Raw genomic sequence first — 24,569 nt, 5'->3', positions numbered from 1 at the left:
TTCATCTGACTAAGACCGTGTCCGGTCTATAATGGAAAAAGATTAAAGCACAGAGAGATTATTTGAGAGGAACCTACTCCATCCTCTAGATTTCTGAAAGAATCTTCTAAATTTTCTTGCATTTTGGCGTAAACTGGCAGAAAAACCTAGGAAAGTCAGCCCCTTTCAGATATAATAAAACTTAGGAAAAAGGAGGAAAATTATGAAAGTACATTCTAATTTTGCTGGACAGACGTCCAAACATCGTCTTCTTGCGCTCTCATGCGCAACTGCTCTTGCTAGTTTTGCCTTTATTGCTAAGCCTGCCCTTGCCGAGGAAGCAACAGCTGACAGCACTGCCAACCTCGACACTAGAGCTACGACAACCGCCAATGTCGAAACAACAGCTGATCTAGTTGAGACAAAAGTTGTCGATGCCACGCCAGCGACAGAAGCGACTGCTAACACTTCAGAAGAGGCAGCAAGTGTAAACACTGACGCAGGCACTAATCTCACTACAGTGACTGTTAGCCAAGAACAGACACCTGATCAACCTGCTGTAGCAACAAATGCACTTGAGGCCCAAGCCACCAATACTGAGTCAAGCGCTTCAACTGGTCACTACTACAGTGATGACAAAGGTAATTGGTACTATAAAGACGCCAATGGTGAAAACCTCAAAGGCGCACAAACCATTGATGGTCAAAACGTTTACTTTGAAAACAATGGGCGACAAGTCAAGGGAGATTTCGCCGAAGACGGTTATTATTATGATGGTAACTCGGGTCAGCGTGTTACTAATAGTTATGTTAGACGAGGAGCAAGTCTATGGTTCTACGTAGATGCAGAGGGTAGAAAACTCTTTGGAGAACAAACAATTAATAATCAAGACGTTTACTTTGATCAAAATTACGGTACTCAAGTAAAAGGCAACTTTGCAAGTAATGGTTATTACTATGATGAGGATTCAGGTGCTCGTGTTGACTTTGGAAAAAATCAGTTTGTTAAAGTGGATAATAACTGGTACTACGTAGATAACCAAGGAAAGATTGTAAAAGGTGCTCAAACCATTGACGGAAGAGAGCTTTATTTTGATCAACGTACTGGTCGACAAATTAAAGGTAACACCGACCCTAACAGTCTATACTACAGTGACTTAACTGGCGATCTCGTCAAAAACCAATTCTATAAGCTTGGTGATAGTTGGTATTATGCTGGGACAGATGGAAAGAGACTAAAGGGAGCCCAGACTGTTTACGGGAACCAAAAGGTCTTCTTCGAATATGATGGTAGACAAGTCAAAGGGGAATTCGCATCAGATGGCAATTACTATGACAAGGACAATGGACTTCTCGTTGATCTACCTCGTAACCAGTTTATCTACCTTAACAAAAGATGGTACTACATCAACTCTGAAGGCAAGCGCCTATTTGGTGCGCAAACAATCGATGGGAAAAGTCTTTTTTTCCATCCTTACCACGGCTTCCAAATCAAGGGTGATTTTGCCTACTACTCAGAAGGATCTTTTGGTGGGGACTTCTACGATGGTGAAACTGGTGAGAAAGTTACTCACAAAGGTTTTGTTAAACGTAATTCAGGAGACTGGTTCTACCTTGATGACAACGGTAACAGACTCATGGGACTTCAAAACATTGACGGAAAGCTCTACTATTTCATTGCTAGCGGAGCTTCCAAATATATCCAATACGGGAAACAAGTAAAAGGAGAAATAGTTGACTTCGTTGCTAATTCAAACATAGCACCTGTTTATTCTATGTGGAACAAGTTTGAAATAACTAGACGTTACTACTTTGATGAAAACACTGGTGAAGCTGTTAAAAATCGCTACATCTACGATCGTGGTGCTTGGTACTACTTTGGTGAAGATGGTAATGCCATCCGCCCAGAATCTGGTGAAGCTGTTATTGATGGTCAAGTGGTTTACCTCTACGAGTCTGGTAAACAGGCCAAAGGTGAGCTTATTGAAGTCAACGGTGTCCCACACTACTACGATGCTAATACTGGAGCCCGTGTGTCAAACGCCATTCTCACGATTAAAGGCAAGACCTACCAATTCGACGCTGATGGTAACGGAAAACTTGTCGGATAATTAAGAAATAGCAAAATGAAAGGAAGTCGGGTATCGACTTCTTTTTTCGTAGATACATTTTGTTCCTCTTAAACATTAAAAATGAAAAGGTATTCATTCTTTTTATCTAAACCTTTTATAATCTATTGATTAAAAAATAATAACATTTATAATAATAATTAAGAAAAGGAGGAAAGTTATGAAAGTGAATTCTAATTTCTTTAGGTTGACGTCTAAAAAGCGTCTTGTTTCCCTATCTTGCGCAACTGCTTTAGCTAGTTTTGCTTTAATTGCAAGACCTGTCTTTGCTGAAGAAGTCACCACAGATAAACCTACAAATCTCGATACAACAACAGTTACGACTGCGACTGTCGAAACGACTGCTGATTTGGTTGAGACTCATTCTTCAAGTACTGTAGGCCTATCAGAAACAAGTGCTGCTTCTACGACTGAAAATATTTCATCAAACAGCACAGAAACAGTAAGCTCTCTTCTTGGGACTTCTGAAGCGACAAGTGACTTAGCCTCGCAAGCAGGGAGTCAGAGTCAAGCTGCTAGTGAAAGCCCAAACACTACAAGCACTACTGCTTCAACATCAACTGCCACTTCTACAGCGACAAGTGAAGCTAATTCAACTACTGCTAACACGTCCAGTGAAACTAATATTACTGGTGGAGAATACTATCTTGGAGACTACGGACGCTGGCACTATAGAGATGCTAACGGCAAGGACCTCGTAGGCCCTCAGACTGTTGATGGTATTAAAGTCTACTTCTATAAAACTGGTGCCCAAGCCCGAGGTGAGTTTGCCGGGGATAGAAAATACTATGATAATGAAAAAGGAGCCTTGGTCACAAATAGCTATGTCACCTACAAAGATGACACCTACTATATTGATGAAAATGGCTACGCCCTAGAAGGTCCTCACGTTATTAATGGTGTCCATGTCTATTTCAATGATAATTGGCAGCCAGGCAGTACGGGGGCTATGCTAAAAAATTCTTTTGGGAGAGACAACCGATACTATAATGAGAAAGGTGAACAGGTAGATTTCGGTACAAATAACTACTTCCAAATTGGAGAGGACTGGTACTATGCTGGAAGTGATGGAGCTATCGTCAAGGGTCCTCAGATTATAGATGGAAAGCAAGTCTATTTTGAAAAAGAAAGTGGTAAACAGGTTCGAAACCATTTTGTAAAAGATGCTACTAATCCTAAGAAGTTATATTACTATGGTGACGACAATGGTGCTTTAGTCACAAACCAATACCTTGTAGCCTACAATAAGAAAACTCAAAGAAAAGAGCGTTATTACCTTAATGCTGAAGGAACGCCTAGCTTAGGAGAACAAACTATCGAAGGCAAACAAGTCTACTTCGACCCTCAAGACGGCAGACAACTGTTTGATGTTTTTTCAAGTACTGGTCACTACTATGATCAAGACGGTATCCTAAAAGATTTTGGTACTAACCACTACGTCAATATAAAAGGAAATTGGTACTATGTTGGTAGCGACGGAGCTTTTGTCAAAGGTCGAAAAGTTATTAATGGCGCTCAAGTCTACTTCGGCAAAGATGGGAAGCAAGTCAAAGGTGACTTTGATGATGATAATAATTTCCATGACATCAACGATGGAGACCTTGTCACTAATCGTTTGGTAACAGTAGGTGATAAGAGCTACTATATTGGAACCTACAACAAAGCTATCAAGGGTGCTACCGTTATTGATGGTACAGAGTATTATTTTGACAATACTACAGGCGTCCAAGTTAAAGGACACTTTGCATCTAATGACAAATATTATGATGCTAGAAGCGGAGCCCTCGTAACTAATAGTTATGTCCAAGTCGGTCAAGATTGGTATTATGTTGATAAAGAAGGAAAAGCCCTAACAGGTGAACATACTATCAACGGTGACCATGTTTACTTCGAAGATTATCGTGGTAAACAAGTTAAGGGTAACTTTGCTGAGAATGGCTATTATTACGACCAACATACCGGTGCCAAAACAGATTTGGGTACAAATCGTTATGTTCAAGTGAATGATGACTGGTACTATATTGGATCAACAGGAACCATTCTCAAAGGGCAACAAACTATTGATGGTGTTGAGGTCTATTTTGATACAACCACTGGAAAACAAGCTAAGGGACTTTTCATTAATGAATACGGTGAAGCAGAAAATCCAAATTATAGGTTAAGTACTGTTAAATTCTATGACAAAGATAATGGTGCCCTCCTTAAACAGCAATACTTTAATTTTAATGATAATTGGTACTATGCTGATGCTGATGGAACCATTCTCAAAGGGGCGCACACTATTGATGGTGTCGATGTCTACTTTGATAAGTCAAACGGTAAGCAAGTCAAAGGGAAGTTTGTTACTGAGTCAGGAGATGTAAGTGATAGTGGGATTCACTACTATGACAAAGATAATGGCGCCCTCATCAAAGGGGGTTACTTCACTGACGGTGGCTACTGGTATTATGCTGACGATCAAGGCAATCTTCTTTCAGGTGAACACACCATTAATGGGATTAAGGTTTACTTTAATCCAAAAACTCACCGACAAGCCAGAAATACAATTGTCAATGGCTACTATTATGACAAAGAGACCGGTGCACCACATGCAGTACCTCGAAATCAGTTTATAGACCTTGATGATGATTTGTACTATTTTGATAGCGAGGGCAAGCCTCTAACTGGTAAACAAATCATAGATGGGAAGGAATATTATTTCAGAGAAAATGGTTCAGCTCGAAGAGGGGACTTTAATTTCTTTGGTACAGGGCCATATTATGACAAGAAAACAGGGGCTGCAGTCTATAAAGCTGGTCTCGTCGAAGTTGGTAATGGACACTGGTGTTACATTAACGACAAGAGCGAAAAGCTACTCTATCTCCAAAATATTGATGGCAAACTCTATTATTTTGAAAATATTAGAGCCAACTATTACACTTCAGGTTATCTCGTTAAAGACAGAGTACTTAGTCCTGAAGTTGAAGAATTTGATCGACACAGGGGTACAACTGCTGATGAAGTTGTTAAATCAGAACCTCGCGCTTATTATTACTTCGATGCCGACACAGGTGCTGCCGTAACCAATCAATTCATCAACTGGCGGGGGAATACCTACTACTTTGGTGCTGACGGCAAAGCACTCGTCTTTAATCAAATCATAGATGGCAAACACTACTACTTTGATGAACAAGGTAAACAAATCAAAGGGCAATTTATTTTAGATTACAATGGCAATCGCTATTTTGATGATAATACTGGGGAACTCCTAACTAATACCATTCGAACTATTAATGGTAAGACTTATTCCTTTGATAAAAATGGTAAATCTACAGAGATTTAAGTCTCCGTTTAAGATATGGAATTCCAGATAATCATTTGGCTTTAACTAAGTATTAACCCTTTCAATGGATATTGAAAGGGTTTTTGTTGCTTCTATTTTTTCCTATACACCCTTAAACTCTGACACTAGCTCTGAAAAATCCTTATTTGAAATAAAATGATGTCAATATTTTAGCATTTAGGGTATTTCTGTTAGTTTCTATTGTTTATTCTTAAAAAAGGATTATAATGAAGCTAGGTGAACATGTAAGCGTTTTAATCTTACTTTAAAGGACACTTGGGGATTATCTAAAAGATTGACATTAGTTGCCTAATGCCTAAATAAGAATCATAGTAGGATGACCATTCCTGAGTCACTTTGAACCATCAAACTAGGGCTCATTTCTAAAAATACAGCATCATTTCAAACTAGAGCTCTAGAGAGGACGCCCCATACTAGTAAGCTCTAGTTTTTTGTGTCTTAGAAAACCAAAATAAACGAGATCTTCAATGCTTAGAAAGGAGGAAAATTCCGAACAACTCTCGTTTTTCTAAAATCATTTCGTCAGGACTCATGTTTGCCTTGAACAGTCTCACAATACCGAAATTGAGGAGACTTGGAGAAATAAGGATTGTCATTAAATAGATTGCCCCACATCGTTAGGGACTCTACCCAATGCTCACTTTTCATAAACTCTCATGACAGCCCTTATTTTGCAGTATGTAAAAAGTTTAAAATGAAAGGAGAATTATCATGGAAAAGAAAGTACATTTTAAACTTCACAAAGTTAAAAAACATTGGGTAACTATTGCAGTAACAGGACTTACTTTGGGATTGAGTTTTGCAAGCCTTAGCTACGCTTCAGCTGAAGAACAGACTACCCCTGTTAATGAAGCAACCGTTGAAGCCATCATCAAAGAAGGTGCTATTGACGTCGATGCTCCAGCGACTAGTGAAACCACAGCTAAACCTGCAGAAAACACGGCTACTACCGCTTCGAGCGAAGCTGCCACAGTATCAGAAGCACCAGTAGCTAGCTCTGAAGTCGCTTCAACAGAAACCGTTTCTGAAAAACCAAGCTCTGAAGTCACAAGCACAGCTAGTTCAGAAGTAGCCAGCCCGGAAACTGTGCATTCCGAGGTAAGTGCTAGCCCTGAAGTAGTCGAAAAAACAGTGGTTACAGGCGGTAAATACACTAGCGATGACCAAGGTAACTGGTACTATGTTAAGGATGGCAAGGTGCTTACTGGTCTACAAACTATTGACTATGTAGACGTTTACTTTGATGCTGATGGTAAACAAGTCAAAGACGACACCCGTCAGATTGATGGTAGTACCTATCATTTTGCTAAGGATAGTGGTCAAATCACGCGCAATGCCTTTGCCTCTGACAAAATGGGTAATTGGTACTACTTTGGTCAAGATGGTAAAGCACTTACTGGTAAACAAATTGTTGACAACTTCACACTCTACTTCTACCCTAATGGGGTTCAAGCCAAGGATGCCTTTGTCATTCTTGATGGCAATACCTATTATTTCCAAAAAGACAGTGGTCAACTGGTTAGCAATCGTTATTGGTCTGATGACGAAGGCAACTGGTACTACAGCGATAAAGATGGTCGTCTCTTAATCGGTGCTCAAACTGTTGATTTTGTAAATGTCTACTTCTATGATGATGGTGTCCAAGTTAAAGGTGACTTTGCGCCAAACGGCCATTATTATGATAAAGATAGTGGAGCCCTCGTTACCAACCGTTATGTCGAAAAAGATGGCAAGTGGTACTATGTCAATGATAAGGGCGATAAATTAATTGGTGCTCAAACTATAGATGGTGTAGAAGTCTATTTTGATAAAGACGGTGTCCAAGCCAAAGGTATTTTTGCCAATGCTGATCATTTTTATGACAAAGACACAGGTGCTGCTGTCCGAGACCAAATCGTCGAAGTCGATGGCAAACGCTATTATGTTGGTCAAGATGGTAGAAAAGTTTACTCAGGAACACATATTGTTCATGGTGAAGAAGTGAATCTTATCGTTGGAGATGGTCATCAAGGCTTCGGAGAATTCACATACTACGCAGATAGTGGAGACTATATCGGATTTGATGGTAAAAAGGTTACAAAAGCTGGTTTCGTTAAAACCAAAGATAATCACTGGTATTATTTAGACGGTAAGGGAAACAAATTAGTCTCCGTTCAAGTTATCGATGGCGAACTCTACTACTTTGGACTTCCTACTCGTAAATACTACTACGGAATGCAAAGTAGAGGTGAGCTCATCTATGCGTATTACAGTGATACTATCCCTAACAGCAGCCACATCTACTATCTGGATGAAGCAACAGGCGCTGCTCTTAAAAATCAGTACCATGAATGGGAAGGTAGTTGGTATTACTTTGGTCCAAACTGGTACGCCTTGACCGGTGAACAAACCATTGACAATGTCCCAGTCTACTTCCACAGTAACGGTAAACAAGCCAAAGGTGAACTAGTCACCGTTGATGGTAAAATCCACTACTACGATGCCAACTCAGGTGCCCGTTTGTCAAATATTGACATTACTATAAAAGGGGAAACCTATCATTTTGATGCGGACGGAAACGGAACACTCATTAGTTAATGAAGTTATAGAGACTCCTTCTCAATAATGACAGATTTAAAATGAAAGGAGAATTATCATGGAAAAGAAAGTACATTTTAAACTTCACAAAGTTAAAAAACATTGGGTAACTATTGCAGTGACAGGACTTGCTTTGGGATTGAGCTTTGCAGGCCTTAGCTACGCTTCAGCTGAAGAACAGCCTACCCCTGTTAATGAAGCAACTGTTGAAGCCATCATCAAAGAAGGTGCTGTTGACGTTGAAGCTCCTGCAACTAGTGAAGCCACAACTAAACTTGCAGAAAACACACCTACTACCGCTTCGAGCGAAGCAACCACAGTGTCAGAAGCACCAGTGGCCAGCTCTGAAGTAGCCTCAACAGAAACAGTTTCTGAAAAACCAAGCTCTGAAGTGACAAGCGCAGCTAGTTCGGAAGCAGCTAATTCTGAAATTATTCATTCTGAGGTAAGTGCAACAAATACACCTACAAACAACGAAAACCTCATCATAAGCACTTCTCCTGATAAAACAACTTTAGATACCTCACAAAAAGATGGTGATTTCACCATCACTGTTGAAGCGGAAGGTATCACAAAAAAGACAGATAAAAGAGAAAGTTTCGTTTCAGATGCAAATGGTGTTACCTATTATGTAGATGCAAAAGGGCAGCTGGTTACTGGACCAAGAGACATCAACGGTTTCCATTATTACTTTAACGATGACGGCACTATGGTAAAAGGGCAGCTTAGGAAAGTTGACGACAAACTGCACTTTTACGATGAAAACGATGGCAAGCTAGTAACAGACCGTTTTATTACATTCAAAGACAACCACTATATTCCAGAAGAAAACTATAGTAAAGTTGTTTACTTCAATGAACCTGCTTATATCGAACCAAACTATTATGTAATGCCTGGATTAGAACGTTACTATTTTGATAAAAATGGTAACACACTTGAGAAAGGTCGTCAGACAATTTTAGGTAACGACTATTACATCTATGACAATGGTCAAGTTGCTGTTCATAGACTAATGGAATTAGATCACAAACGCTACTACTTTGACGACAAAGGGGCCTTAGTCAAAAATAAACAATATCCTATCATCGAAAAGGGTCTATGGAAGTCTATGCCATATGTATTTTATTCAGACAACGATGGGGTGGCACATTATCTCAATAAACAACTAAACATTGTGACTTATCCGTTCCCAACTTACTATACTCTTCCTTCAGAAAATAATAGAGACTATCCAAAAAATCAATTTATGATGGACTACGAAGGTCGTTGGTATTACTTCAACAAAGACGGATTTCCTATCACTGGACCTAAAACTATTGATGGCTTTGAACTCTACTTCCATGAATCATCTCGTCCAGAAGGACATCAAGCTAAAGGCGAATTCATTAATATTGATAATAAAATTTACTACTTTGACAAAGACAATGGTCGTAAAGTCAAGGATACATCTTTTGAGTTAAACGGTATCCATTATATCGCAGATAAAGAAGGGAACATCACTATCCAAGGTGATTCTAGATTCCATAACCAATATGTCAGCGATGATAAAGGCAACTGGTATTACTACAACTCCGATGGCAATAAACTCATTGGCGAACAAAACATTGATAACGTCAAAGTTTACTTTAAGGACAGTGGAGTCCAAGTTAAAGGACACTTCGCTCCGAATGGACACTTCTATGACAAGGATAGTGGTGAACTTGTTACCAATGCTTATGTAGAAGACAATGGGAACTGGTACTATGTCGATGAAAATGGTCAAAAACTCATTGGAAACCAAATTGTTGATAGTTATCATGTTTGTTTTGACAGTGATGGTCGTCAACTAAAAGGTGAGGCTAGCTACTCAAATTCAGGTCTACCAAAACATTACTATGATTTGCATAATGGACAAATGGTTATCAACTCTCTTATTCAAATCGATGGTAAGACCTATAAAGCTGATAATGAAGGTAAACTCTCTGAAGTACCATATGCTTTAAACTATCGCAACCAAATTGTTACCGACGAATTTGAAAACAGCTATTATTATGACTACCAAGGAATGATGGTTAAAAATCAATACGTTACTATCTATCACCTAGAGAATGACTATCTTAACCCTAAAATTAGAAAAGTCACCTATTATGCAGGATATGACGGAAAATTCCTTCACGGTCCCCAAACAATAAATGGTGTTGCTACTTATTTCAATGCCTATGGTGAACAAATCAAAGACCAGTTCGCAGACGATGGTTACTATTATGATAAAGATACCGGTGCTCGTGTTAATTTAGGTGTCAACCGATCAGTTATGATAAATGGTAAATGGTATTATGTTGACCAAAACGGAAAGCAATCTAAAGGAGAGTTTATTAAACAAGGAGGAAACAAATACTACTACGATAAAAATAATGGTGAGCGTGTCATTGGAACACTTTTTGAAGTGAACGATAAACTTTATATTTCAGATCAAGAAGGTGTCATTACTGAAAAGAAAGATGATATCAAAAAAAATGGACTGTTCTATGATGACTACCACAATATCCATTATATGAATGATAATGGTCATCTAGCTAGGAACTTATACGTTCCTTCTAACCACAATGGATTTAGCGATGATACAAAACCATTTTACTATTTTGGTTCCGAAGGAATCGCTTTAAAAGGGGAGCATACTATTAATGGTGAAACAGTATTCTTCGATGAAAATGGAGAGCAAGTAAAAGGAGGTTTCGCAAAAAACGGTAAATATTACGATAAACATACAGGTAACTTAGCAAGAAATACTTTCAGAGAACGTACTGTAAGAATCGCTCGTGAATGGCGTGCTAATGGTATCTCAACTACATTCCGCTACTACCTAGATAATAGTGGCTACAAGGTGTCAGGTTATCAGACTATTAACGGTGAGGACTACTACTTCTACCCTGATGGACCACAGTTAAAAGGGGATTTCGCACCAGATGGTAGATATCACGATAAGGACACCGGAGCTTTAGTCACAAAACGTTATGTTCAAATAAAACCTTGGCATTTTATCACCGACCTAGGTAATGAGCCTATCGACCATAATTATGTTCAAGTATTTCAATTCGATAGATACCCTAGTCTAGCAGACACCTCAACTGGTGCAATTACTAGATATTTTGGTAAAAAATATTCTAATAGTTGGTACTACGTCGATGAAAATAGTCAAAAGGTAACTGGACACAAAACTATCGATAATGTGAAGGTTTACTTTGATAAAGATGGTAAACAAGCTAAAGGTATTGTTGCTGATGATGGTTATTACTATGACAAGAATACTGGTGAACTTGTTGACTTAGGACGTGACAAATTCGTTGACGTTGACGGTAATCGTTACTATGTTGGTAGTGATGGTAAATGTTACAAGGGAGAACAAAAGATTGGAGATGATTACTACTATTTCCACGATGATGGTAGACTAGGCTACGACGAATTGCGAACAATTTGGGCGGGAAATGACTACTACTACCATTATTATTACCCAAAAACTGGAAAACGTGCTAAAAATGTTGACATTACTTTTAACCACTCAATTCGTTACAAGGTGAAAGCTGAGCTTGTTCATTTCGATGAAAACGGTGATGGAAGGGTTATTAAATATATTTACGAATAATATTTATTTCACACATATAATTCCAATTTGTCTTTCAATGAAAGGAGAATTATCATGGAAAAGAAAGTACATTTTAAACTTCACAAAGTTAAAAAACATTGGGTAACTATTGCAGTGACAGGACTGGCTTTGGGATTGAGTTTTGCTGGCCTTAACTATGCTTCAGCTGAAGAACAGTCTACCCCTGTTAATGAAGCGACTGTTGAAACCATCATCAAAGAAGGCGCTATTGACGTTGAGGCTCCAGCGACTAGTGAAGCCACAGCTAAACCTACAGAAAATACACCTGCTACCCCTTCTAGCGAGACTGCTACAGTATCAGAAGCACCAGTAGCTACCTTAGAAGTTCCTTCAACAGAAACAGTCTCTGAAAAACCAAGCTCTGAAGTGACAAGTACAGCTAGTTCGGAAGTAGCGCATTCTGAAACTGCACATTCTGAGGTAATTGCAACGACTAGTGAGAGTGTTACAGCTGAGAATGCGTCACCTGTCGGTGATATCCCAATCGAAAATACCACAAGAGGAACTGACCGTTCTGCCTTTACTGAAAAAAGGAATGGATTTGTTACCGAAAAAGAAGAACGCATTGAAACAGAAAACTATTTAGGTAGTCTTATTACCACAAGACATCCTTATTACGTAACTTATTACTACGATAACAACGGTAATAAGCTTATGGGATGGCAAGATATTAATGGAGAACGCTATTATTTCAAAAAAGAGCGAGAACATCCTGGTTTCGAAACCATTGATGGAAAACTCTATTACTTTACAGATAGTGCACGTATGCTCCATGATGAATTTGTTGAAGAAAATGGTCAAACTTACTATCTAGGTAGCGATGGCGTGCGAGTTTCTGGCTTACAAGATATCAAAGGACAAACCTATTACTTTAATCCTGATAGAAACGGCCAACTTAGCTACGGCTTGAACGTGGTTGGTGACAAGCTCTATCTGTTTGGAGATGCTGGCAAAGAAAATGCAGGACAATTAGTTAAAGACACACATCTCAACAACGGTGATTTCAAACTCAATATTGATCCTAATGGTATCGTTACAGTGGCAAATAACCATCCCGCTTTTCTACAAGATAATGGTGGTCACTGGTACTATATGGATAAAGATGGAAAACTTATGACTGGACCACAAACTATTGATGGTTTGACCTATTACTTTGATTCAAATGGTAGACAGGTCAAGGGGGAACGCCGTAAGGTCAATGGTAAATCCTATTTTTACGACCCAGATAACGGCGCCCTTGTGGCGAACCGCCTCGTCACCTTCAAAGCTGGACGATTCATTCCTGAAGAAAACTATGCTAAAGAAGTAAGATTTGACTTTGCTCCTTATGCAAATTATGATAACAATGAACATCCTGAACTCGAACGGTATTATCTTGGTGCCGATGGCCTACCAGTCACAGGATGGCAAACCATCAATGGTAATAAGTACTTTTTCCAAGATGATGGAAATATGGTCGTGCACAGATTTTTCAATAACTATTACTTCTACAATGATGGAACTATTGCTAGAAATAAACGATTGAATATTCCTACACACTATATTACGAGAGAATTTCCAAATATCTATGAATTTGATAATGATGGGGTTGGTAAATTCATTTCTAGTGATTTTAAGGACCTTCGACAAAAGACTGCTTATTTTGTCCAAGATAAAGATGGATACTGGCGTTACTATGATGAACATGGATTTCCTGTCGTTGGCCCTGCAACTATTGATGGCTACGACATGTATTTCCATTTAGGAACTCATAGACAAGCTAAGGGAGAGCTCGTTGATATCGATGGAAGGGTTTACTATTTTGATAAAGATAACGGTCGAAAAGTCAAAGATACAACTTTTGATTTCGATGGTAAGACCTATGTGGCAGACCAATCTGGTGTCCTCAGCATTAAAAGTCAATCAACTGAACGAAACCGCTATATCAGTGATTCCGAAGGTAACTGGTACTATGTCAATGACAAGGGTTACCTCCTCCTTGGTGCCCACACCATTGATAACGTCAACGTTTATTTCGGCACCAATGGTGTCCAATACAAAGGCCATTTTGCTCCTGATAATCACTATTACGATAAAGATAACGGTGCTTTAGTAACAGATAGATTGGTTGAGGATGGCGGCAAAGAGTTTTATGTTGATGAAAAAGGAAAGAAGTTTCACGGTACTAAATATTTGGACGGAATTCAGTACTACTTTAGATACGGCGAAAAAGTGAAAGGTGAGTTTAATTATCCATACCGTGGTGATCATTATTATGACAAAGAGACTGGTGCCCTTGTAACCGGAAAATACTTCGAACATAAGAATAACTGGTATTATGCAAATAGTAAGGGAAATATTCTGACTGGTAGAAGAGTCATCGATGGAAAGCATGTCTACTTCTACGATGATGATTACGGACAATATAAGGGTATACAAGCTAAAGATAAACTCATCATTTTAGGTGGTAAGACTTACTATTATCTTCCTGGCTCTGGTAATCGTGCTGATAATGTAACCTTGACAATCAATCACGTTACTTATTACTTTGATAATGACGGGGTTGGCCATATCCTTCGATAGTCATTTACAAATGACTATGGATTTCAATTACTCCACACAAAAGGAAGTCGACCAATTGTCAACTTCCTTTTTCATATCATCAATCACAATCATACAAATAGAACCCAATTATGAACAATTCTTAAACAATTACGATTATCTTGTAAAAAAACTTGTTTGTCATAAAAAAAGTATTATAATAAAGATAGGTGAACATGTAAGCGTTTTACTAAAAACGTTGAAAGTGTACTACAGGGGATTAGGATTAGGAACTTGGCTTTAGACTTCTAACGTCAAAATAATTTTTTATGCATGAAAACTGGTCCTTAGGCACTTTGGCATGATAATCTAAGGCTCTTTTCATACACACATCTGTCTATAATATAAAACTAGAGCTTTAGAGAGAATGCTTCAAACTAACAGCTCTAGTTTTTTGTATTTGAAGACATGTGCATAGGTTGGATTCAATAATTAAACGAAAGGAGAGAAATAAAAGTATTAGGATAAAAAAAATAAAATCACTTGTTTCTAGATATAAACTACACAGCATAAGCATATTCTCCTTGCCACACATTTGACGTGCTCGCCTATAAAATCGTCTTATGGCCATGCCCTGAGAGATTTAGATATGGGGCTCAGTCGTTTTAATAGATTTGCTCACTTTTAACACTCTTCTGACGGCCCAGCTCCTTTATGTTACACACCTAAACATCGGTGTTCATTTTTGAAGGGAGTCTATTATGAATACTGAAATGAATTATCATTGGCAAATGTCCAAAAAACACGTCGTAGCACTTTCTTGCGCAACTGCTCTAGCTACTTTTACTTTAGTCGCACGCCCTACATTTGCGGATGAAGTAAAAATACCTGAAGCGACAGGCCAACCAACTGAGATTCTTGCACCTGCACAAGAAACTGTAGTAACTAATGTTGAGGTCAAAGCACCTACTACAAATCCTATTTCAACTAATACTGAGCTACCTACTAGTACAAGTACGGTTCTTAGTGAAGCTCCTAGCAGTGAAGTCGCATCATCTGAATTAGCAAGCGAATCACCAGTAGAAATCACTTCTGAACAAGGTAATAGCAATCAAGATAATGAGGCCAATAAAGCTATACCTATCAAAACCGCAACTTCAGAAGCCTCTGCCACAAAGACTTCGGCAGAAAAAGTCAATGAACCTATTACTGTCGAAGAAACAAAAACACCTACAAAAAACAGTGAACAACCTGCCCCAATCGAAGACAATGAAAAGCCAGTCTCACCTTCTGTAACACTTGAAAATGCACCTCATATTTCTGGTGGACATTATTATAGTGATGATAATGGTAACTGGTATTACAAGGATGCAAATGGCAAAAATCTTGTTGGGCTGAACTATGTGGATAATGTTCCTGTTTACTTTAGCCAAGACGGTATTCAGATCAAAGGTGGTTTTGCAGAGGATGGTCGATACTATGACAAAGATTCTGGTGCTCTTGTAACCAAGGCCTTTAAAGAACTCTTAACTTATATTGGTCGTGATGATATCAACAATCAAAACATCTATACTACTGATTGGTACTACCTTGATGCCGATGGAAGACCTCTTAAAGGTCCTCAAAATCTTGGTGGAACAAACATGTACTTCTTCCCTAACGGAGCACAAGTTAAGGGACGTTTCGCACCTGACGGACATTACTATGATAAGGACTCTGGTGCGCTTGTAACTAACAGCTTTGTCCATGTCTACAACTGGAATTTCCAAAATCAAGACGGAAATCGTGTGAATCACTTTGTCATCACCATTCCTAATAATTCAGTCGTTGGACCTAACGGTGAAAACCAATTTTTGGATATGAGTCATTACCCACTTTCTAGCAATGATTTGAATCGCGAAGATTTCTACTATTACGTAGATGACAAGGGGGATAAACTGACAGGACCTCAAACCCTAAACGGCATCCATGTCTACTTCGACCAAAATGGTAGACAACTTAGAGGTGAGTTTGAATTCGACGAAGATGGTACCGTTCATTACTACGATGCGAAAAACGGTGCACGCGCTGAAAATACCATTGTTAGAACAAATACTGGTGCCTTCAAATTCGATGCAAACGGTAATGGACATTTGATGAAACCTGGTGAAGAAATAGATACCCCCGTCACTCCTACACCAACTGTCTCCCTAGACAAGGCTCCACGTGTTTTTGGTGGTCACTATTATAGTGATAACCAAGGCAACTGGTACTACAAGGATGCAAACGGTAAAAACCTCATCGGTCTCAACTTCGTTGACAACATTCCAGTCTACTTTGACAAGGATGGCAAACAAGTCAAAGGACGTTTTGCAGAGGATGGTCGCTATTACGATAAAAACTCTGGTGCACTTGTAACAAAACGCTATCTTGAAACTGAAGATGGCAACTGGGTTTACGTCAATGATAAAGGTGATAAACTCAAGGGAGAACAAACTATCGATGGTGTTAAAGTCTACTTTGATGATTTCACTGGTACACAAGTCAAGGGACATTTTGCACCAAATGGTAAATACTATGACAAAGATTCTGGTGCTCTCGTAACCAATGCTTTTAAAGAAATCTTGACTTATATTGGTCGTGATGATATCAACAATCAAAATGTTTATACTACTGCCTGGTACTATGTCGATGCTGATGGTAAGCCATTAACAGGACCTCAAACCTTTGGAAATAGTCGCTTTTACTTCCTTCCTAATGGGGCACAAGTCAAGGGACGCTTCGCCCCTGATGGACACTATTATGATAAAGACTCTGGTGCTCTCGTAACTGATAGCTTTGTTCATGTCTACAACTGGAATTACCGAAATCTCGATGGTGATCGCATCTTCCACTTCACTATTACCATTCCTGGAAATGATATCGTAGATCAGGATGGACAGTACCCAAGAGAAAGCAAAGATTTAGATCGTGAAGATTTCTACTACTATGTTAATGCTAAAGGGGATAAACTGACAGGACCTCAAACCTTAAACGGCATCCATGTTTACTTCGACCAAAACGGTAGACAGCTTAGAGGCGAATTCAAATTTGACGATGACGGAACTGTCCACTATTACGATGCTAAGAATGGAGCACGCGCTGAAAATACCATTGTTAGAACAAACACTGGTGCCTTCAAATTCGATGCTGACGGTAATGGACATTTGATGGGACCTGATGAAGTATAGGAATATAATTCAAATAACAACTATTGATATCGCATAATTACTTTGATTTAGTAATCGTTAAAAAGGAAGTCGACCAACTGTCAACTTCCTTTTTTATATCACAAGTAAACTTTTTCTTCCCCTTTAAGAAAACTTTAGGATTTGCTTTATATACTATAACCATCCTAAAACTTTTCTTTTTCATAATCTCCTAAATCCAGGGCCTAGGTCCTGGATTTTTTTGTGTTTAACTTAAAAAGTACTAACTCGGAAAGCAAAAAAAGGTTCCTATTATACTAAAATTCAAGTATAATAAATCGTATAGTATTTAGAATAATTAAAAAATTGTTTTTTTATTTATAAAACATATATTTGGAGGTAATTAATTGAAAAATAAACTCAAGAAAAATGCTCTCTGGGGACTTATTCCAATTCTCTGTCTTATTGCTGCTTATTATTTTCTAGCCTTTGCTCCCCATCAAAAGGCAGTCGACTCCTTCAATAATATTGCTCAAAAGGTAAAAAATAAGAATAATCTCTTAGAAGATAAAATAAAGACAGCAAATCAACTCCTAAGTAATAAAGACAAACCTTTAGATGAAAATCTTTCCTCTGAATTAAAAAATGAAATCACTTCTGCTGAGAAAGCAAAACGAAAAATTCCTAAGATCAAAAAGTCAACAAGTGACATTAACAAACAGGTAGAAGTACTTAAAAAACCGTTAGATTATACAACTGAAATAAAGAAACTCGATGATCTAAATCAAAAGTATTCAACAAGTGTTAAACAACTAAAACAAATAACCAACCCTTCTAGTAGCTTTATCGAAAGTAGACTTAAAGAAATTGATACCATTACAGGAGTTCAGTCAGCAACTGAAGATAATGATCCAAATAAGGGATTGAATAAACAAGGTAGTTACACAGCATCCGTGTATTTTACTGATAGTTTAGTTACTGACACTATTGAAGGAAAGGATATTGTAACTAAAGGAACAGATGCTGGTGGCAATATCGAAGTCTACAAAACAGTCGAAGATGCACAAAAACGAAATGAGTATTTGAGTGCTTTCGACGGACTCCCAACTATGTTAAATCCTGGATCTCATTATGTTTATGGTACGATTATCATCCGTACTTCTGGAAGATTGACTGCTACACAACAAAATGACCTAACTCAAAAGATTTATCAAAAGTTGATTGAGATTAAAGATGGAGATACAAGCGAAACTAGTCAAAAAACTGAAACCAATAATAGCTCTGAAACTAGTACTCAAACTAACGTAACAACACAATCTACTCAAAAGAATTCAGGTACTATCTCTAGTTCTACCACGGAAAGTAGTACAAATACTGCTTCTAGCGAAAAACAATCTGAATACCTCAGTAATATTGATGCAAATGGCTATAACAAGCTTACTGGAGAGAATATCTTTGAGAAAAAATCCGGAAATCCTGAAGATGGTCCTGAGTACCACAGTTTCTTTGATAGAAATGGCTATAACAGTCAAACAGGTATGAATCTTTATGATTACGTTGTACCCAATGATAGTTCCACTGGCATAGGATGGTCAGACGGTCAATAGTTAATTCTTAAAAATACTCACCTCCTACTTTAAGAAAACTTTAGGCTTTGCTTTATATACTATAACCATCCTAAAACTTTTCTTTTTCATAATCTCCTAAATCCAGGGCATAAGTTCTGGTTTTTTTTGTGTGGTCAAGAAATAAACGATGTCATAGGTTTTGAGCTATTGCTTTTCTTCTTTTCCCTGATTAACCATATCTAAGAAATAAGCATGTACCCTTTCGTCACCCGTTAATTCTGGATGAAAAGAGGTCACCAACATATGATTTTCTCTAGCTGCCACGATTGCCTCATTGACTTGAGCAAGAATCTCCACTTCTGGTCCAACAACTTCAATAATCGGCCCACGAATAAAGACCATTGGGATTTCGCTTATTCCTTTAAATTCAGCATCTGTGACAAAACTGCCCAATTGGCGACCATAGGCATTTCTGGCTACATTGATGTCCATACTTGCCAAATGTTTTGTTTGGTCCCCCACTATGGTTTTGGCCAACAAAATCAGACCTGCACAGGTTCCAAATACAGGTAGTCCTGTATCAATTTTTGCCTTAATTGGCTCAAACAAGTTCAAATCATGCAAGAGTTTTCCAATGACTGTCGACTCGCCACCAGGTAGGATGAGCCCATCTAAATCAGCGTTGGCTTCCCAATCCTGTCGATTTCTGATTTGAACCGTTTCAACCCCAAGTGCTTTCAAGACCTGCTCATGTTCTGCAAAAGCACCTTGCAAAGCCAGTATTCCAATTTTTGTCATCTATTTTCCTCGCTCCGCCATTAAGATGTCAATTTCATCCTTGTTGATACCAACCATGGCTTCCCCCAAATCTTCTGACACTTGCGCCAAAATATCTGGACGATTATAGTTAGTCACTGCTTTGACGATGGCTTCCGCACGTTTTTTCGGATCTCCTGATTTGAAAATCCCTGAACCAACAAAGACACCTTCAGCACCCAACTGCATCATAAGCGCAGCATCCGCTGGCGTCGCTACACCACCTGCCGCAAAATTGACAACAGGCAACTTGCCATGTTCATGGACATAACGAACCAAATCAATTGGCACCTGCAAGTCTTTAGCGGTAATATAAAGCTCATCATCTCTAAGATTTTGAATGCGGCGAATTTCTTGATTCATGAGTCGCAAGTGGTGAACAGCCTGAACAATATCACCAGTACCAGGTTCACCCTTGGTACGAATCATAGATGCCCCTTCTGAAATACGGCGAAGAGCCTCACCAAGGTCCTTAGCTCCACAGACGAAAGGCACATCAAATTTGGTTTTGTCCACATGAATAAGGTCATCGGCCGGTGTCAAAACCTCACTCTCGTCGATATAATCAATCTCAATCGCCTGCAAAATCTGTGCTTCCACGAAATGACCAATACGCACCTTAGCCATCACTGGAATACTAACAGCGTCCTGAATTTCCTTAATCATCTTAGGATCACTCATACGTGACACACCACCCACTGCACGGATATCGGCCGGAATGCGTTCCAAGGCCATGACTGCAGCCGCTCCTGCCGCCTCAGCAATACGTGCCTGCTCAGGATTTTGAACGTCCATGATGACGCCCCCCTTAAGCATCTGTGCCAAATTTTTATTTAAGTCGTAACGATTTGTCATTGCAATCACCTCTCATGTTTTTATGCCCTCTATTTTACACAGGATGATTTTTGAAGAAAAGAGTCTTTTTCTCAAACTGTATGGGGACAATTACCCTTTCAAGCATATCTATAGACGAAAAAATAAATAAATTAGGAAAACTCTTTTATAGGCTACAACTATCACGAATATAAGAATCTTTTTATAAAATCATGGCGTTTTTGTATCCGTTTTCTATTGAGTTTATTAGAAAATAAGATTAAAATATAACTGTAAATTAATTTTGGTTTTCATGTTGTTTTAAATGTCACAACATGAATTTACCAAGTCACCATATAAGGGGGAAAATTATGGAAAACAAAGTTCGTTTCAAACTTCATAAAGTTAAGAAACATTGGATTACAATCGCCGCCTCAAGTTTGGCTATCGGGGCTTCACTAATTGGACTAGGACAGGTCGGAGCCGATGAAGTCAAACCAGAAACGACTGCTGTTAACAGTCCTGAAAATGTCGTCTCTGACAGCAATCTTGAGACAAGTGCTAGCCTTATAACAAGAACCGAAGTAGCTCCAACGAGTACAGTTGTCGAGAATACTTCTAGTGCAGCAGTATCTACTGACACTACATCTACTAATGTGGCTAGTCAGCCTGCAGAAGCAACTGCTACACAGCCTAGTAACGAGGCCGATAAAAAGGTTGAAACCGCTCAATCTAGTGAAACAACTATTGCTGATAGAAGTGCTGAACCTGTCACCGACAAGCAAAATACAAATGAAAATAAATCAGAGATTACTGAGGTCAGTGAGCATCCATTATCAGGACAAGAAATCTCTATCACTCAAGGAAAATTCACATCCGACGCTCAAGGCAATTGGTACTACACCAAGGACGGAAAAAATCTCACTGGATGGAATAATGTAGAAGATCGCGAATACTATTTCCAAGAAGATGGAAAACAGGTTAAGGGCCAGTTTGTTGAGGTAAATGGAAAGAACTATTATTTAGATGACCATACTGGTATGCTCTTAGTCAATTGTTACCTCGATAAAGATGGAAAACATTATCAAATAGATGAGAATGGAGTTGTGACAGAGAGAACTAAACTGCCTACAAACATTACTGGTGGACATTTTGAAGCCAATGATAAGGGGGAATGGTCTTATATCACTTCACAAGGTGAAAAATTGACTGGTTTCCAATATGTGGACGGTATTGAACTCTATTTTGACAAAGATGGAAAACAACTCAAAGGTCAAGAAATCACAGTTGATGGAAAAACCTATTACTTAGATCAAAACACCGGTGCCCTTCTCAAAAATTCTTACCGCAATTGGTCTGAAAAACAGATTATCTCACGGTATAAAACAAACTACATTTACCATACTAGTTACTTCAACCGAGATGGCAAACGTGCCACAGGTCTCGTTAAAACAGCAGCTGGTTTCATTCACTATTTTGATGAAAATGGTGAACTGCTTAAGAATGTAGCAGTTAATGTAGGAGACACAACCTATGTCTTTGGTGAGGGAGGACGGTTAGCTCGAAAATCCTTTATTTGGGATAAGGTAGATTTCACCTTCCCTGAAAATGTCAATTTTTATTATGGTGATGAAAAGGGCCACGCTGTTAAAGGACTTCAAACCATTGATGGTTACCAACTTTACTTCGATAAAAACGGTCGTCAAGCAAAAGATGAAATCGTTCAGATTGATGGTAAAACCTATTACTTTGATAAAACCAACGGACGTATGGTTAAAAATCAATGGGCCTCAGTCAATGTTGGTGGAATTAGTCCTGCATCAAAGGACTACCGTTCATACTATCTCGGAAATGATGGCGCTGCTGTGACTGGTTGGCAAGATATTGATGGAAAACGCTTGTACTTCACTGAAACCGGTATCTATGCTGCTAATGGCATCTATTCAATCAATGGTAAGAACTATCTCTTTGAAAAAGGACAATTAGTCAAAGATGCTTATGGCGTTGTTGATAAGCCAGGGGCTAGAGTGAGATTTAAATATACCTACCGAACTAATTCAGATGGAGAAGTCCTAACTGGTAAACAAATTATCGATGGAACAGAGTATGTCTTTGCTTCAGATGGTCATGTTGTCGATGGTGTCATAGGTTATGACAGCAAACTTTATCTAGTCAAAGATAGTAAAATAGAAAAAAACTACTTTGGAGCCTTCTTTTCTAAAAACGAAATTTTGGGTGGAATTAATTTCACTGGAATCTATGGAACTGATGAAAATGGTGTCCTCCTAGAGGGTGTCCAACGAGGTTTAGATGGTCAACTGCACTACTTCCAACCTGAGGTAAAAAGTGTTGATAAACCTACATGGAAAGAAATCGATGGCAAGCGCTATCGTCTAACAAAATGGTATCTTCCTGAACACCACGCTGGTATGTACACCACTATTATCCTCACTAACGATACTTTGAAAGTCGATGACAAGACCTATACAATTGATAATGAGGGAGTTGCAACTGAGTTTACGGCCAAAAACCAATTTGTTCGCGATGATTTCTGGAACTGGTACTACTACGACAAAGATGGCAAACTCCTAACAGGCCGTCAAACCATTGATGGTGTTCAACTCTACTTTGATGCTAACGGTAAACAAGCTAAAGGTACTTTGATTGACATTGATGGTGACACTTACTACTTTGACAAGGATAGTGGGGCTATGTGGACCAATCGTAGTCTAACTCTCAATGGAATGACCTACGAAATTGATGACCAAGGCCGTGTGACATCGTCACTTCGAAATACCTTTGTTCAAGATAAGGATGGTGACTGGACCTACCTCAAGGATAAAGGGCAAGTAGCTACTGGATGGCAGACTATTGATGGTATTCAACTCTACTTTGATGGCACTGGGAAACAAATCAAAGGTGAGCGTATCCTTATAGATGGAAAATACTACTATTTCGATAAGAACAGTGGCGAACTCCTCCGTAATGCATTCCATTCCTTTAATTCATATATTCACTACTTTGGCAATGATGGAGCACAAGTTTTCGGCTGGTACACAATAAACGGTCACCGTGTTTACTTTAAAGAAGACGGTCTACAAGCTAAAGATAATGTCCTTTTAATTGACGGCAATTATTATTATTTCAATCAAGATGGCCAACTTCTTGTTAATGGTTCCGCTAAATCATATAATAGTTTATATCTTGCAGATTCAGAAGGAAAATTATTATCAGGGTGGAAAGAAATTGACGGTAAGACCTATTACCTAAATCCAAGCAAACAATATCGCTACTCTAACACAACAGAAACCATAGATGGAAAGACTTATCTTTTCGGTTCTTACGGAGAATTGTTACGAAATGACACTAACTACGGACACGCTTCGGATGAAAATGGAATCGTTCGAACAGGATTCTACCGTACTGATAAAGGATACCTCTGCTATCTTGAGCCAAGAGTAATCTCTTACTACCAACCAACTTGGAAGGAAATTGACGGTAAGCTCTATCACTTCGAAAAATCAACTTCAATAGGTAAAGACCTTAACGGTTCTCCAATCACAACCAATGCAACCCTTGAAAAAGATGGCAAAACTTATGTCATTGATGAAAATGGTGTAGCGACTGAAAAAGTGAATTAAAATGGAAAACAAAATCTTTCTTCCACTTTAAGAAAACTTTAGGCTTTGCTTTATATACTATAACCATCCTAAAACTTTTCTTTTTCATAATCTCCTAAAATCCAGGGCTCAGGTCCTGGATTTTTTTGTGTAAACATCTACTTCTCTCAAACGTCTCTATTGCACTATTTATTGAAACTATAATTATGTATGCGTTTTCTATTGAGTTTGTTAGAAAATAAGGGTAAGATATAATCATAAATTAATCTTTGGTATTAATCTCGTTGATTCTTTCACGATGTGAGTATGCCAAGTCACCATAATAAGGGGGAAATTTATGGAAAACAAAGTTCGTTTCAAACTTCATAAAGTTAAGAAACATTGGATTACAATCG

At 38.6% G+C, this 24,569-nt stretch carries 11 protein-coding genes; 9 read left to right on the top strand and 2 right to left on the bottom strand.

Annotated features, from left to right (window positions below; all coding sequences use genetic code 11):
- The first annotated feature begins 202 nt into the window (after positions 1-202).
- The 7 genes from ADH51_RS06255 (at position 203) to ADH51_RS06225 (ending at position 18,964) form a co-directional block, all read left to right on the top strand.
- Positions 203-2,089 (top strand): hypothetical protein, encoded by a 1,887-nt coding sequence (locus ADH51_RS06255; RefSeq protein ID WP_048675246.1) that lies wholly within the window; start codon positions 203-205, stop codon positions 2,087-2,089.
- Between the two features lie 178 nt (positions 2,090-2,267).
- Positions 2,268-5,429, top strand: coding sequence for a hypothetical protein (locus ADH51_RS06250; protein ID WP_048675243.1), 3,162 nt, complete (start codon positions 2,268-2,270; stop codon positions 5,427-5,429).
- A gap of 732 nt (positions 5,430-6,161) precedes the next feature.
- Entirely contained in the window at positions 6,162-8,027 is a 1,866-nt protein-coding gene (locus tag ADH51_RS06245) for a KxYKxGKxW signal peptide domain-containing protein (RefSeq protein WP_048675240.1), read from the top strand.
- A gap of 58 nt (positions 8,028-8,085) precedes the next feature.
- The gene (locus tag ADH51_RS06240; RefSeq protein ID WP_048675237.1) at positions 8,086-11,649 is read left to right on the top strand and encodes a KxYKxGKxW signal peptide domain-containing protein; all 3,564 of its coding nucleotides are present in this window, start codon (positions 8,086-8,088) and stop codon (positions 11,647-11,649) included.
- 54 nt (positions 11,650-11,703) lie between these two features.
- Positions 11,704-14,232: a KxYKxGKxW signal peptide domain-containing protein gene (locus ADH51_RS06235; protein WP_048675234.1), complete on the top strand. Its 2,529-nt coding sequence runs from the start codon at positions 11,704-11,706 to the stop codon at positions 14,230-14,232.
- A gap of 719 nt (positions 14,233-14,951) precedes the next feature.
- Entirely contained in the window at positions 14,952-17,399 is a 2,448-nt protein-coding gene (locus ADH51_RS06230; RefSeq protein ID WP_193389899.1) for a glucosyl transferase, read from the top strand.
- A gap of 365 nt (positions 17,400-17,764) precedes the next feature.
- Positions 17,765-18,964 (top strand): hypothetical protein, encoded by a 1,200-nt coding sequence (locus ADH51_RS06225; RefSeq protein WP_048675232.1) that lies wholly within the window; start codon positions 17,765-17,767, stop codon positions 18,962-18,964.
- A 165-nt stretch (positions 18,965-19,129) separates the two neighbouring features.
- On the opposite strand, the gene pdxT is transcribed toward ADH51_RS06225, so the two are convergent.
- Together pdxT and pdxS are read right to left on the bottom strand one after the other, a co-directional pair.
- Positions 19,130-19,723: a pyridoxal 5'-phosphate synthase glutaminase subunit PdxT gene (pdxT, locus tag ADH51_RS06220; protein ID WP_048675229.1), complete on the bottom strand. Its 594-nt coding sequence runs from the start codon at positions 19,721-19,723 to the stop codon at positions 19,130-19,132.
- Positions 19,724-20,596 carry a pyridoxal 5'-phosphate synthase lyase subunit PdxS gene (gene pdxS / locus ADH51_RS06215; RefSeq protein WP_021151642.1) on the bottom strand — a complete coding sequence of 291 codons (873 nt, stop codon included), beginning with the start codon at positions 20,594-20,596 and terminating at the stop codon, positions 19,724-19,726.
- A gap of 329 nt (positions 20,597-20,925) precedes the next feature.
- On the opposite strand from pdxS, the gene ADH51_RS06210 reads away from it, so the two are divergent.
- Positions 20,926-24,195 carry a KxYKxGKxW signal peptide domain-containing protein gene (locus tag ADH51_RS06210; RefSeq protein ID WP_048675227.1) on the top strand — a complete coding sequence of 1,090 codons (3,270 nt, stop codon included), beginning with the start codon at positions 20,926-20,928 and terminating at the stop codon, positions 24,193-24,195.
- A gap of 316 nt (positions 24,196-24,511) precedes the next feature.
- On the top strand, positions 24,512-24,569 hold a 58-nt coding region (locus tag ADH51_RS10320), incomplete at its 3' end, for a KxYKxGKxW signal peptide domain-containing protein (protein WP_193389901.1).

This window comes from Streptococcus sp. 449_SSPC (assembly GCF_001073005.1).
Taxonomy (GTDB): Bacteria; Bacillota; Bacilli; order Lactobacillales; family Streptococcaceae; genus Streptococcus; species Streptococcus salivarius_F.
The sequence above is the reverse complement of the archived record's forward strand: the minus strand, read 5'-3'. Positions and strand labels throughout refer to the sequence as shown.